14 protein-coding genes and 1 tRNA gene are annotated in these 13,243 nt (G+C 36.5%); 6 read left to right on the top strand and 9 right to left on the bottom strand.

Translation table 11 applies throughout. The features are described 5' to 3' along the window. From ABDH28_01485 to nadD, 5 genes are all read left to right on the top strand, one after another. A partial coding sequence (locus ABDH28_01485) for a hypothetical protein (GenBank protein MEN2997702.1) occupies positions 1–513 on the top strand: 513 nt, incomplete at its 5' end. A gap of 62 nt (positions 514–575) precedes the next feature. Further along, the gene (gene thiH, locus ABDH28_01480; protein MEN2997701.1) at positions 576–1,709 is read left to right on the top strand and encodes a 2-iminoacetate synthase ThiH; all 1,134 of its coding nucleotides are present in this window, start codon (positions 576–578) and stop codon (positions 1,707–1,709) included. Continuing rightward, positions 1,702–2,982, top strand: coding sequence for an HD domain-containing phosphohydrolase (locus ABDH28_01475; GenBank protein ID MEN2997700.1), 1,281 nt, complete (start codon positions 1,702–1,704; stop codon positions 2,980–2,982). Before thiH ends, ABDH28_01475 begins: the two co-directional genes overlap by 8 nt. Positions 2,983–3,037: 55 nt before the next feature. Further along, on the top strand, positions 3,038–3,817 hold the full coding sequence (locus ABDH28_01470; protein MEN2997699.1) for a FecR family protein: 780 nt from the start codon (positions 3,038–3,040) through the stop codon (positions 3,815–3,817). Positions 3,818–3,831: 14 nt separating this feature from the next. Beyond that, positions 3,832–4,419 (top strand): nicotinate (nicotinamide) nucleotide adenylyltransferase, encoded by a 588-nt coding sequence (nadD, locus tag ABDH28_01465; GenBank protein ID MEN2997698.1) that lies wholly within the window; start codon positions 3,832–3,834, stop codon positions 4,417–4,419. A 62-nt stretch (positions 4,420–4,481) separates the two neighbouring features. Here the strand turns inward: nadD and rsmA are convergent, their stop codons facing one another. The 9 genes from rsmA to ABDH28_01420 all read right to left on the bottom strand — a co-directional run bounded on the left by rsmA (position 4,482) and on the right by ABDH28_01420 (position 10,294). Then, complete coding sequence (gene rsmA, locus ABDH28_01460; protein MEN2997697.1) at positions 4,482–5,342, bottom strand: 16S rRNA (adenine(1518)-N(6)/adenine(1519)-N(6))-dimethyltransferase RsmA; 861 nt, start codon at positions 5,340–5,342, stop codon at positions 4,482–4,484. 125 nt (positions 5,343–5,467) lie between these two features. Further along, entirely contained in the window at positions 5,468–6,142 is a 675-nt protein-coding gene (locus tag ABDH28_01455) for a YggS family pyridoxal phosphate-dependent enzyme (protein ID MEN2997696.1), read from the bottom strand. 3 nt (positions 6,143–6,145) lie between these two features. After that, a tRNA-Met gene (locus ABDH28_01450) sits at positions 6,146–6,218 on the bottom strand. 54 nt (positions 6,219–6,272) lie between these two features. Next, complete coding sequence (locus tag ABDH28_01445; protein ID MEN2997695.1) at positions 6,273–6,842, bottom strand: TMEM165/GDT1 family protein; 570 nt, start codon at positions 6,840–6,842, stop codon at positions 6,273–6,275. Then, positions 6,832–7,902 (bottom strand): histidinol-phosphate transaminase, encoded by a 1,071-nt coding sequence (hisC, locus tag ABDH28_01440; GenBank protein ID MEN2997694.1) that lies wholly within the window; start codon positions 7,900–7,902, stop codon positions 6,832–6,834. Before hisC ends, ABDH28_01445 begins: the two co-directional genes overlap by 11 nt. Then, positions 7,902–8,288, bottom strand: a complete 387-nt coding sequence (locus ABDH28_01435; GenBank protein ID MEN2997693.1) for a polymer-forming cytoskeletal protein — start codon at positions 8,286–8,288, stop codon at positions 7,902–7,904. Before ABDH28_01435 ends, hisC begins: the two co-directional genes overlap by 1 nt. Before the next feature lie 11 nt (positions 8,289–8,299). After that, a complete protein-coding gene (locus tag ABDH28_01430; protein MEN2997692.1) occupies positions 8,300–9,055 on the bottom strand; it encodes a hypothetical protein in 756 nt (251 codons plus the stop codon). Positions 9,056–9,275: 220 nt separating this feature from the next. After that, positions 9,276–9,542, bottom strand: a complete 267-nt coding sequence (locus ABDH28_01425; GenBank protein ID MEN2997691.1) for an EscU/YscU/HrcU family type III secretion system export apparatus switch protein — start codon at positions 9,540–9,542, stop codon at positions 9,276–9,278. Further along, positions 9,539–10,294, bottom strand: a complete 756-nt coding sequence (locus ABDH28_01420; GenBank protein ID MEN2997690.1) for a hypothetical protein — start codon at positions 10,292–10,294, stop codon at positions 9,539–9,541. Before ABDH28_01420 ends, ABDH28_01425 begins: the two co-directional genes overlap by 4 nt. A 461-nt stretch (positions 10,295–10,755) precedes the next feature. Between ABDH28_01420 and ABDH28_01415 the strand changes: the two genes are divergently transcribed. Continuing rightward, the gene (locus ABDH28_01415) at positions 10,756–13,194 is read left to right on the top strand and encodes a lytic transglycosylase domain-containing protein (GenBank protein MEN2997689.1); all 2,439 of its coding nucleotides are present in this window, start codon (positions 10,756–10,758) and stop codon (positions 13,192–13,194) included. Positions 13,195–13,243: the final 49 nt, after the last annotated feature.

Genomic DNA, 13,243 nt, shown 5'->3' with positions numbered 1-13,243 from the left:
ACGAGTATAGGAATACATAACAATGTCGTTCATATCGTATACCTTGATAATGGAAACGGAGATCTTAGGTATTGTAGAAAAGGGATTGAGGAAGGAGATGTTGGGTGGAAGTTTGAGACTATAGATTCCGAAGGTAAAGTTGGATACTATGCCAATATGAAGATTGATAGGAAAGGAAATATTCATGTTGCTTATTATGATTCTACCAAGAAGGTTCTTAAGTATGCGGTGAACTCCAGAGGTAGTTGGGAAATAATGGTGGTTGACAAAAATGATGATCCGGGAAGATTTATTTCTTTGTGGGTTGATGAGCAAGGAAATCCTCATCTTTCATACTTTGTCCAGTCAAAGAAGGAGATAAGGTATGCATTTTTTGATGGAAAGAGGTGGGAGATACAAGTAGTGGTAAGTGAAAAAGCGGGAGGGAGTTCGTCAGTTATTGTTGTTGATGGTAAGCCTATGGTATTTTTCTACGATTCTAGGGAAAATATGCTAAAAGTTGCTAAGAAATAGCTAGACTTATTGTGACTATGTTGGGTTGATTACCTAGGATAGGTTTATTATACTTATATACTGTGCTTGTGCTTAAAAAGAAATCATTCTACGAAATACTGGAAAAGTACCGCGAGTGGGATTTTGAGAGGCTTTTTGTTGAAATTTCTTGTGAGGACATAGAGAGAGCCCTCTCTAAGAGCTATCTTGGTGACAGAGATCTCATTGCACTTCTTTCTCCTAAAGCTCAGGAGTATATTGAGGTTTTGGCTAGAAGGTCATATAAACTTACAAGACAGTTTTTTGGTAATGTTATGTTCATATACGCTCCTTTGTATGTTTCCAACTATTGTTCAAACGGTTGTATTTACTGTGGTTTTAGTGTTTTTGAGAAGTTTAAGAGGAAAACTCTTTCGTTTGAGGAGATAGAGAAGGAAGCGGAAGTGTTGAGAAGCAGGGGGATAAGACATGTGTTGTTGTTGACAGGAGAGTCGGAGATGATAAAGGTTGATTATATAGTTAGTGTTGTTAGACTGCTTAAAAAGTATTTTGATGAACTTTCAATAGAGGTGTATCCTATGGATGAGGATGATTATAGGAAGGTTATAGAGAGTGGTGCAGAGGGATTAACAGTATATCAGGAGGTTTATGATGAAGAGATATACAGTTTGCTTCATGTTTTTGGTCCTAAGAGGAATTATTTATATAGACTGGGAACTCCTGATAGGGGTGGCAGAGCGGGGTTTAGAGAAATGAACATTGGTGCTTTGCTGGGACTAGCGCCATCTCGTAAAGAGATGTTTTTCGTTATTAAGCATGCAGAATATCTTTTTGAGACTTATCCTGATGTAGAGGTAGGGATATCTTTTCCAAGATTAAGGCCTATACGCAGTGGTGAGGGGTTTAGGTTTAAGGTCTATGAGGTGAGTGATATAGATATGGTTCAGTTTATATCAGTTGCTAGAATATTTCTAAATAGGGTTTCAATAAACATATCTACCAGAGAGTCTTCAAGCTTTAGAGACAATATTGCTCTTCTTGGACCAACAAGAATGTCTGCAGGATCATCAACTGCAGTTGGAGGGTATTCTTCGGAAGTAGAGTCGTCGCAGTTTAGTGTATCCGATGATAGAAGTGTTGAGGAAATATGCAGTATGCTTAGATCAAAGGGTTTATGCCCAACTTTTGTAAATTGGATGAGAGAATTCAATGGATAGTTTATTGAGTGTGCTTGTGGGGGTAAATACTGGTTTGGCTTTTGTTCTTTGGATTATACACTTGCTTATGTTTTTTTTGGTGTTTTTACTGCGCTCTAAGGCTGATGAGTTGTATTCTAGAGAATTTGTCAATAGAGTACTTTCAAATCTACTCGTAACTTCAATACTTTTGTTGTTTTTGTTTAGTTGCTTTTTTGAGTATTCTTACGATACGAGGGTGTTTTCTCTTCTAAAGAATCTTTCTCTTTCGCTATCAATGCTTATATCTCCGTTTGTAGTAAGATTAAATTGGAGTAGAATGTCAAAGATGGATAAGCAGTTTTTATTTGTTTATACTATCGTGTTTCTTATGGTTGTTATCTTTCTAATGCTCTCATGGGTGTGGAACATATTTTCTTTAAAAATTTTAGTAGTTCTTCTTTCCACGATTGTAGTTCTTATGGAGTCTTTCGTTACTGCAGGTGGGTATTTGAAGTATCTAAACTTGGAGAATAAGTTATTAGGGATATCATTTATACTTTTGCCCTCACTTTTACCTACTTCTATTCTTACTCACTTTGGTCAGAGTGAGGTTCTGCTTTGGATGCTTCAAGGGTTAACTTTCGCCATAATTTTAGTGCTTTTCGTCAAGACAGTGATAGATATTTTAAACACCTATGCTGAGTATAGAGCGGTTATGGAGGATTTCTCTAAGACTCTTAAGAATGAGGAGAGACTCTTTAGGTGGTTTACTGTTATGTTGGTATCTATTTTGGAAGCTAGAGATCCTTACACTAAGGGACACTCTGAGAGAGTAGCAAGGTATTCTTACAATTTATCAAAGCTTGTGTATAACAACACCTATATGCCAAATTTTGTTGAAATGGGTGCGTTACTGCATGACATAGGGAAAATAGGTGTAAGGGATGAAGTGTTGTTCTACCCATCAAAGTTAAGTGAGGAGATGATGGAAGAGATGAGACATCATTCAAGCATAGGAAAAGATCTGCTTTCTTCAGTGCCAATATTTAAGGATTTGAGTGATATAGCGTACCTGCATCATGAGAGGATAGATGGGAAAGGGTATCCTTTGGGTATAAGGGGGGGTGAGATTCCACTTTATGTTAGAATCTCTACGTTAGCGGATTCCTTTGACGCAATGAACTCTACTAGAGTCTATAGAGGAACTTTGGACCTTGGGAAAATAAAACGAGAGATCCTAGATAACGCGGGGATACAATTTGATAGAAAGCTTTCTCTTGAGTTTGTGGAGAAGATAAACAGTATAGTTTAGAAATTTCGCTTTTGAAATTTGGTTTTGGGTTACTATAATATTTCAGGGGGTGTTTATGAGAAGAGTGTTATTTGCTTTTTTTGGATTAGTAGTTTTTGTCAATCTTTCGTTAGCTCAAAGGTATGTTGTTGATACTGTGATTGGCAATGTCACCGTTAAGAGTAAGAATAAGGTTAGGAGTATAGAAGTTGGATATGTTTTGAAAGAGGGGGATACCATAATAACTGCTAAGGATTCTGAGTGTTATATATCTGTTGAGAATAAGGGGTATATAAGGGTTGAAGGAAGATCTTCGATAACTTTTGAGCAGATAGGTAGGGCGTTTAAAGGGGGTAGTAAGGACAGTATCACATCAACGGGTAGCATTTTTCTTTCTGTTAAGGGGATCTTTGGTTCTGGTAAAGCACTTAATGTAAAAACTCAAACTGCATTTGCTACTGTCAGAGGAACAGAATTTGTTGTTGAGGTTGAGAAGAAGTTAACCAAGGTATATGTGCTTGAAGGGGAAGTTGCAGTAGCTCCTCTTTTTTCAACTGATGAGGAGGAGCTTGCAAAAAGAACAGTACAGGTTAAGAAAGGGGAGAAAATTGAGATTTCAGAGATAGATGTGATAAATGCTACTTCTTTTCTCAAGGAAGGTGAGGATGAGGAATACTATTCATTCTTAGAAGCTAAAAGAAAGTCTCTTGTTGCTTCTGAGAGAGAAAGGTTTGAGAAAAGGATGAAGATGCTTAGAGATCTTCAGAGGAAGAGATCACAGGAATTGGAAAGGAAGAGAAAGGAATATCTGAAAAATCCTTCCAAGTTGTTTGAGGAAGAAGAGGAAGAGGAGTAACTTTTTGCACTGACATGAGAGTAGGACTTTTTGGAGGAAGTTTTGATCCAATACATATAGCTCACTTGATGGTGGCTCAGATTGCTTCAGAAGAATTGGATATGGATAAGGTAATATTTATACCAGCAAAAGTTTCACCACTTAAAGTTGATACTCCTTATCTTTTTACTGATTCTCAGAGGTTGGAGATGCTACGACTTGCTACTAAGGGCAATGAGAGGTTTGAAGTATCAGATTTTGAGATATCGCTTCCTAGAGTGTCTTATACGTACCTCACAGTAGAGTATTTTTACGATAGATACAAGGGGGAAGAGCTTTTCTTGATAGTTGGAGGTGATAGCTTTGAAAGCTTCTGCAAGTGGAAGAATTATAAGGACATAGTCACCAAGGTTAAGATAGTTGTTTATCCTAGAGAGAATAGGTGTATTTGTATTCCTAGGGAGTTGGAGGAATTTAGGGAGAGGATTATAGTTTTAAATGGGCCTCTGGTAGATATAAGTTCAACTATGATTCGGGAGAGGATAAAGCATAATAAGGAAGTTAGATACTTTCTACCTTGTGAGGTTTACAACTATATTGTTGAGTTAGCAAGTAAAAGTTAGTTATTGGTTGTTGGTGCAAGTTTGTTTTTGTTATTAGATTATTTTTCTGCGTTGATGAAAATTTATTTTTGGCTACTAAGCTTTAGTAGATTCTTTACTAGATCTTTGATGGTTATCGGTGGTAGGTTTTCAATCCTTGTTTTTTCGTCTATGTTGAGGTCTAGGAGTAGATTTCTTATGATGTCTTTACTGTGGTTGAAGAGGGTATGTATTGAGTTGAGGATAGTTTTTCTTCGGGTTGTAAAGAGCTTTTGGATGACTTTAACTTCTTCTTCTGAGATTGGTAGTGGAGATCTTTTTAGGTTGATAAACACTGAGTCTACAGAAGGGATAGGGAAAAAAGAGTTTTTACCAACGTCGAGTAATTTGGTAATTTTGTCTACGCTTAGCTGAGTTACTACCGATACAAAAGAATAGTTTCTGTTTCCTTGTTTTGCAGTAATTCTCTCAAAAAACTCCTTCTGAACCATCACAAATAGATCTTCTATTTGGTATTCATATATGATCTTTTTTAGAATCTCTCCTGCTACGTTATAGGGAAGGTTAGATACGAATATAGTGTTTTGAGGGTCAATCAGGGGAATATCGCTGGGGTGTAGTTTGAGAAAGTCTTTGGTTATCACTTTAACCTTTTCTCTAACTCCGTAATATTCTAGAACTTCTTCCAAGCATTTTGCTATCCCTCTATCTATTTCAACTGTTACTACATATTCAAATGTTTGTGCTAGAGGGAGTGTTATTGCTCCTAGTCCGCTACCTACTTCTAGAACGTAGGTTTTGTTTTGAGTAAGAGATTTGATGAGTTTAACGATCTTTTGAGAGGTATTTTTGTCTATAAGGTAGTTTTGTCCCTTGGTGGAGGAGAGAAAATAATTGTGCTTAGATAGTATTTGCCTTATTCCTGAAGGGGAGTATATATCCATACTTTAGAAGGTTTCTGGAGATACCGATAATAGTAAAAACCGAGGTTTTGGGTAACGAGTTCCCCTCCCATTCCTCAAGCCCCGAGTTGGTGTTTTTGCCACTCGGGGTTTAGTATTTGAAAGTGTCATTTTCTAAAGATAAGTGTTCCTATTCGTAGTAGATTTGCTCCTTCGCTTATTGCTATTTTGTAGTCGTTAGACATTCCCATTGATAGATATTTAAGTTTAACTGAGAATGTGTTTTCTATCTTCTCCTTAAGATTTCTTAGAGTTGAAAAACACTTTGATATTGTAATTTCGTCGTTAGTGTATGGAGCTATAGTCATGAGTCCGGAGATTTCTATTCCGCTAGATAGAAGTTCTCCGAAAAATTCAACGGTTTTTTCTGGCTCAATTCCATGTTTTGTTGCCTCGGGGCTGGTTTTGACTTCAAGTAACAGTTCTCCTTGGAAGTTTCTTTTCCTAAGTTCTTCGGGAATTTTTGTGTTTTCTATGGAGTGAATGAAATCAAAAAGTTTAACTATTTTCGTAACTTTGTTGCTTTGAACAGTGCCAACCATGTGTTTTTTTATGTTATTCAGTAGTCCTAGTTGTGATAGGGTTAGAAACTTTTTTTCTGCTTCTTGCACACGATTTTCGCCTATGTCAGTTACTGGTGAGTTGCTTAGAAGTTCTATAACCTCCTCAACTGAGGCATATTTAGTTACTACTACGATTCGTATATCATGCTTGATTCTGTGAATGGATTTGAGCTTCTCAATTTCCTCAAGAAGTGAGGAGTAATTATGGGAGGGTTTCATCTTTGGCGACGCTGGGATTCGAACCCAGGACACAGGGCTTATGAAACCCCTGCTCTGACCGCTGAGCTACGTCGCCATCAGATTTCATCAGAGTGGTTACAAATATTTTATACTTCCTTGTATTCAATTCTCAAATAATTCCCCAGTATTCCAGTATTACTATTATACCTATTGCTAGAAATATTCCTCCGGCCACAAATCTTAGAACTTTAGTGTTCAACTTCGCAAGGAATGTGCAACACAGGAATGCTATTATTAGGTTAGGCAGGAACAAACCAAGTGATGCTCCAATCCACACAGGTAGTAAATCATCAAACCTTATTGCTAGCGAGAAAGTGGATAACTGAGTCTTATCTCCCATCTCAGCTAAGAAGAATACCAAGAATGCCTTTAAAAAATCTGGAAGGTTGAAGGTTTTTTCTCCTTCTTTGCTTTCTTCTCTTTCAAGAAACCAGAATATTCCTATGATTATAAATAGTAGTCCACTTGCAAGAATTAGTGTTGCTTTGGGTAGAATCCTGTTTAGCCACTCTCCTAGAAGCACTGGTATAAGCATTACTACTACCGTTGCTAAGAAAATACCCAATATCAGTTGTAGTTTTTTCAGCTTTGTGCTTAATCCAATGGTAAGGAACATCGTTTTGTCTGCAATTTCTGCTAGAAGGATAACGAAAAATGAGGTGGCAAGACTAGTTATCATTCGTTCCTCCTAGAATTTTTCTCAAGCACTCTAGTAGAATTTTATTCTCCTTCCTAGTTCCTATGGTTATTCTATAGTATGTTTTGTCATATCCGAAAGATTCTAGATTTCTTATCACTATTCCTGATTCTAGAAGTTTTTTGTCAAGATCCTTTGGACCTTGTATAAACAGGAAGTTTCCATAGGATTTCTCCAATACGTTAAGGCCTAGTTTTTTGAATTCATGTTTTAGTATTCTCTTATCTCTAAGTATTTTCCTTAAGATCTTGGAATAATAGTTTTTGTCTGCTAGAGCTTCTATTGCACACTCTGAGGCAAGTGAAGAGATGTTAAACGGCATTCTCATCTTCTCGTACAGTTTTGCAATCTCTTCTGAACATATACCATATCCAAGCCTTAGTCCAGCAAGAGCGTAAAGTTTTGAGAAAGTTCTGGTAACGATAAAGTTGGGGAATTTGTCTATAAGCTCTATGCTTTCCCAGTATTTGCTTTTGGGGACAAACTGGAAGTAAGCCTCATCTAGAATGAAAATTGTGGATTCTGGTATGTTTCTGAGAATGTTCTCAATGCACTTTCTATCCACTGTAACGCCGGTAGGATTATCTGGTGAGGGAAATATTAGGATTTTCACCGATGGTTTCATCGCACTGAGAATGTTGTTACACGAAATTGAGAAGTTTTTCTCCCTTTTTGCTTCTATTACTTCAGCGCCTATTATTGATGCTAAGATTTTGTAATATGTGAAGGTCTTCTCAATTGTGAGAAGGCTACTATTTGGGGTAAGATACATCAAAAATAAGTTTAGAAATATCTCGTCTGAACCGTTGCCTAGAATTACTTTTGAAGCGGGGATATTATTTTCCTTTGCTATTGCTCTCTTTAGCAGAGTGTAGGACGATTCTGGATATTTATGTGAAAGCTTTGAAAGTTGTTTGATCTTTCTTATTACTCTTGGTGAAGGTCCATAATTGTTCTCATTTGAGGAGAGTCTTATTGGGAAACTATCCTCTCTGGTGCCACTTACGTATTCTGGCACTCTCAGTAGGTTGTTAGCAAACATCAAGTCCCCCTATAGATTTTTTCAATTTCCTCCTTGACGGAGATGCTCCTGTCTTGAACAATTTTTATCCTACCCTCAAATATCACTCCTTGTTGTATTATTATCTCTGGTGTTGTTATATCGCCGTATACTCTACTTGTTGGTAGGAGTATTACCCTAACCTTAGCATCTATATTCCCTATAAGAACTCCTTCAACTACTACACTGAGTGCAGAGATATTGCTTCTGACTTTGCCTTTACTACCTATTGTCACGTGGGAAACTTTAAGCATTTCACCTTCAAACTTCCCGTCTATTCTTATTCCTCCGTTGACCATGAACTTTCCTTCAAAAAAGGAATTTTCACCAATTATAGTGTTGTATACTGTAGTCTTTGGGTCAGCCATGTTCACCTCCGTCAGCCTTGAGCAATTCCTATGTAATTTCTAAATTCTGTTACAAACTTATACATGTCTTTTATAGCTTCAATTGCTTCTATATTGTTTATTATTTTGTTCTCATCTGGTTCAAATTCTATTATCAGGTGTGGTTCTAGCAGTGTTCCTTCGGATGTAGGGTTTTCCAAAATATCTTCAAGAAATCTCTGCAATTCTTCAAGAAACCTATCAAGGTTAAAGAGTAGCTCTCTAAATCTTTTTCTCTTCAGTTTCTGCATTTCTGCAATATATCCTTCGTTCTCACTTTTTTCAATATTCTCGGTAAGTTCAACATACTTTGATAGAAACATTTGCACTCTCCTAAATTCCGAGAAAAAGTAGTCTAACTTATGCTGAACTGAAAAAACAACCTTGAGATATTTAGGTGTAAACAACGGTAGATACTCTTTCTCAAAAAATGAAATGTAGCTATTGATGTTTATTAGATCCTTGTCACTTATGTAGGGTGAGGGGGGTATTTGAGGTATGGTCTCTAGAATGTCATATGAAGTAGGTCTTTCTTCTTTCTCCAACTCTTCAAGATTTTTGCTAAACTCGTATTTCTTTAGGTCCTCTACTGAGAAAGTTCCTTCACTGAGTTTTTTTAGATCTTTCATTACTAGCATCAAGGATGCCTTTATGCTTTCTATTCTTCTAGGATCTTTGGTTAGCGCTAAGGCACTTTCTAGCATCTTCTTTATGTTCTCAATCCTTTTGCGGATTTTTTCAGTATCCATCTATACATTATTTTATAGGTTTGCCTTCCAATCTTTAAATTTTAGATGTATGGTGTCTAGGGTTTAATCTCCACAGTGTTACTTTACATTGGGTTCTAACTTCTATTGAGGTTGATGATCGCTCAGTTCTTGTAAGGACTACGAGGGAGATGGAAGAAAAACCATTCTGATTGTTAAATTTTGGACTTTATTGCTATGGTAGGTTGTAGTGTCTACCAACTTACTTTTTCACCTCGCCTTTGCTTTCTTTAACTAACTTATAGACAAATGCTAATATTTCTGCTATTGCGTTATAAAGTTCTGGTGGTATTTCTGACCTTATTCTTATTGCCATAAGGGGTTCTACTACTTCTGATTTTACTATTGGGATATTGTGTTCCTCAGCTATCTGAACTATTTTTTCTGCTAGGATTCCTACTCCCTTTGAGATAACCTCTGGAGCCTGCATCTCGCTAGGTTCATACTTTAGCGCTACTGCTTTTTTCATTCTCTTCCCCCATACGATTCTATATCTATATTGATCGGATTAAATCCCAATGCCTCAAGGTTTTGCTTAAGTTTTTCTTCCCCTACCACTCTTATTTCCCTTTCTGAAAAAAAGTTTATTGATAGATTGTATCCTTTGGATATCCTTTCAAGAAGGATTATTATCTCTACCTCTTCTATTCTCGTGGTAAGCACTATCTTTTTAAAACCTGACTCATTAAATTCAATGTAGGAATACCAGCTTTCTCTTTCTTCTTCAAAGTGAAGGATTCCGAAAAGTTCCCTATCTCTTTTTGTGAATAAGCTGTTGATGAAAAGACAAAACTCGTTTTCTGAGATCTTTTTTGGTATTTCGTTGAAAAGTGTTTCTGTTAGTGACATGTGTTTTTTGTGAGATTTTTCTTTGCTTTTGAGCACTAAGCCAGAGATGAGGTAGGGAAGATTGAACCTTTTGATGGTTTCTAAGTTTTCCTTGGTTATAGGAATGTCAAGAGCCATTAGAGTTTTAGTTAGAAGGTAATTTTTAGGTGTTTTTGATACTTCAAGTTGAAGTAGTATTCTGTCTAGGTCTTTGATTAGAGATAGATCGTTTTGAGCTCTGATTATTACTTTGCCATTTTCTTTTCTAACCTCTCCTAAAAACACATTTGATGGTATATTCCCTTCAACTTTTGCTTTCAGTTTCTGTCCATCAATGTTTATTAATGCAAGGTTACCTATTATGTTGAGTACTTTTACTAGCTTTAGCTCCATAGTATAATTTTCGTAGAGGTAAACGTAACTTTATATCAGATCCTGAGTACTTATCAGGAAGGATATGTCCAGTCCAGACGGGATTGCAGGAAGAGTAAAAGGAAAACAATACTTAGTTACTAAACTTTGGATTTATTGTAGGTTTTACGATAAAGTCTAAATTTCACAACTAAGTGTAATTTTTCTTTCTCTTGCGGTTTACTATCGAGGACTAGGTTAAGGTCTCTTCTTGGTGAGCATCTGAGAAGCTTGGTGCAAAGTTAGGTTTTATAACTAACAGACACTATCTGGAACTGAATGGGTAAGTAAGAAAGAGTTTAGAATTCTTGCTTATTCACTTAGTAGTAATTGGAATTTATTAATACTTTATTGTTAACTGGAGATGGTACTCTGGTATCAAATATAATTTGAACTCCTTTTGAGTTTCTGAGTTGTTTCCGAAAATTTTCAGGGGAGAGTATATGAAGATTGTTGGTGTGAAGGGATTCGTAGGGACTTTCGCAATTGTATTTCTTTTTTCGCAGATGAATTTACCAGAAAATGTTGTCAATAAAAGCACGTACGATTATGTTGTGAATCTTAGTAAGTTTTCCTTCTCTAAGTATGACTCTATTGAGGATGAAAATATTGATAGGTTTATATCCACTTACAAGGCAGTGTATTTTGATAAAAAGAAGGTTGTTAAGAGAATGAGGAGTATGAGTGGTAGGAGGATTTACAAAAGGGTTGAAGTTTTAGTGCCTAGAAAAGATCCAAGACTTTCCTCTCTAAGCCTTGTGGAGAAACAATACTTCTCCGTCCCTTCGGATTCCCCATACAAGCCTGATATTGCCCTTCTGTATGCTGATGTTCTAATTGCTAATACTAAGTATTCTACTGCTTTGAAAGTTCTGGCTTCGCTTTCAAATACTTCAGTTTACGATGAGGCGGTTTTAAGAATGGCTAAGATCGGTGTCAAAACAGGCAATTATCATCTCCTTAGGGAGAGTTTAAGTATTTACGAAAAAATGAAAAAAGTAGAGATTTATAGTCCTATTTACATTGTCTACAAAGCTTTGCTTTATGCTAAGGATGGTAATTTGGAAACTTCTCTTAGAATGGTGAGGGATCTGGTAGTTTTTGATTTTACTCAAAAATACGATTACATTAGCTACATAGTTGACTATTTCCACCATCTTTCTGGGATATTTCCTTCCTCTTTTCCTTCTGGGGAAGGAAGAAAAATGGTAGAAGAGATTTGTTTTGAGCTGATAGACTATAAATTTTACGGTGAAGCTGTTAAGATTGCTAATTTTGCGAAACTTGGACCTGATTTCATAGCAGAATTACTCTTGGATATGAAGGTTATTGGAGCGAGGGGTTGGAAAACTCTTGCTAGGATTTACTTACCAGTGACTTACAGAAACATTATTCTTAATCCTGTTAGTTTTGAAAATAGGATTGATGGGTATGGTAGCTACTTGAGGAAAGTTATACTAAAGTCGCTAGTTGTCCACTATATCAAGCATGACTGTTGTAAGTCTACTGAGTATCTTAGAATACTTTCTGGGGAAGCTATACGCACTGAGAGGATATATTTACTTGCTTCAAAGCTGATTGACAAACTCATTTTGGCGAAAAGATATGATATGATAGCGTTGATACTTAAGGAGACTGAACTTAGTGGAAATTTTGCTCATAGAGATATTGATAGAGTTTCTTTTTTCAAGGGATATGCTTGTGAGATGATCGGTCAGACTAATGATGCAATAAAGTTTTATGAAACTGCAGTATCCTCTGTTCCGTCAGGATATTATGATTACCTGGCTTCTAGGAGAATAAGTGAGTTAGCGTCTGAGAATGAGGTTAGAAGTTACTACAATAGATTCATTTTACCGACTACGTCAGAAAGCGAAAAACTGAAGCTAGCAAAATTGTTATTTAACTTTGATAAGCAGAATTATGACTCCTATAAGTCGTTTGTTCTCTATAAGATTAAGGAGAAAAACCCTTTTCTTCTTAGCATACCCTATGAGATAGTTGAAGCTATAGATTCTGTAGAGAGGTCAAAGATAAAAACTCTCCTTAAGAGGATAAAGGATGAGTATGCTGTTGTGAGTAGGATAGTTAGGAATAAGGTGGTATACAAAGGATTGTCTAATGTATTTTCCTACATTGTCATAATGAGAAATAGGCTTGAGATGAAAATGACTAGAGGGATATACAACGAAGGCAACAACATAACTGCTAACAAATTCATAGATGCTTTTTCCAAGTTCCTACCGTTTAGTATACAGGAAGTTCTATATCCTATTCCTTACGTTTCTGATGTGATATACTCGGCGGAAAGGTTTGGCATTGACCCAAACCTAATATACGCTGTTATGAAGCAAGAGAGCTTTTTTCAGGAAGGAGCTTACTCAAGAGCTGGTGCTATCGGACTTATGCAAGTATTGTATAGCACTGGAAAGCTAGTGGCAAGGAAACTTGATATACCTGAGGCGATATCTAGCAGAAAGGATTTATTCAAAACAGATCTGAACATATTTCTGGGGACGGCTTATCTGTCAATGCTGATAGACTCTTACGGCGATCTCAATCATGCTATATCTGCATACAACGGTGGTGCTAGAGTCTTCTCTAGAACTAAGAGGAAGTATAAAATATCTCCCGAGGATAGTATTGTATTTTCCGAATTCCTTGCGTTTAGAGAAACTAGGCAATACATAAAGAGAGTTGTAAAGTATTACAACGTTTACTCGTCTATATACAACTTTGAGATCGTAAAGAAGGAACTTGGTGTGCGGGATAAAAAGGATCTTGAAGAACTTAAAGCAAGACTTAACGCACTTCAGGAAAAACTTGGAATTGGTGAAGAAGAAATTGAGGAAGAACAAGAAGAAACCGAAAGTGAGGAGTAAATCACCAATTGTTGAAAAGCAAAACAAACCTTTCTTACAATTGATTTGC

The sequence above is a fragment of the Brevinematia bacterium genome (genome assembly GCA_039630355.1).
In the GTDB taxonomy this organism is placed as follows: Bacteria; Spirochaetota; Brevinematia; order DTOW01; family DTOW01; genus SKYB106.
This window is presented reverse-complemented; position numbering and strand designations above follow the sequence as displayed.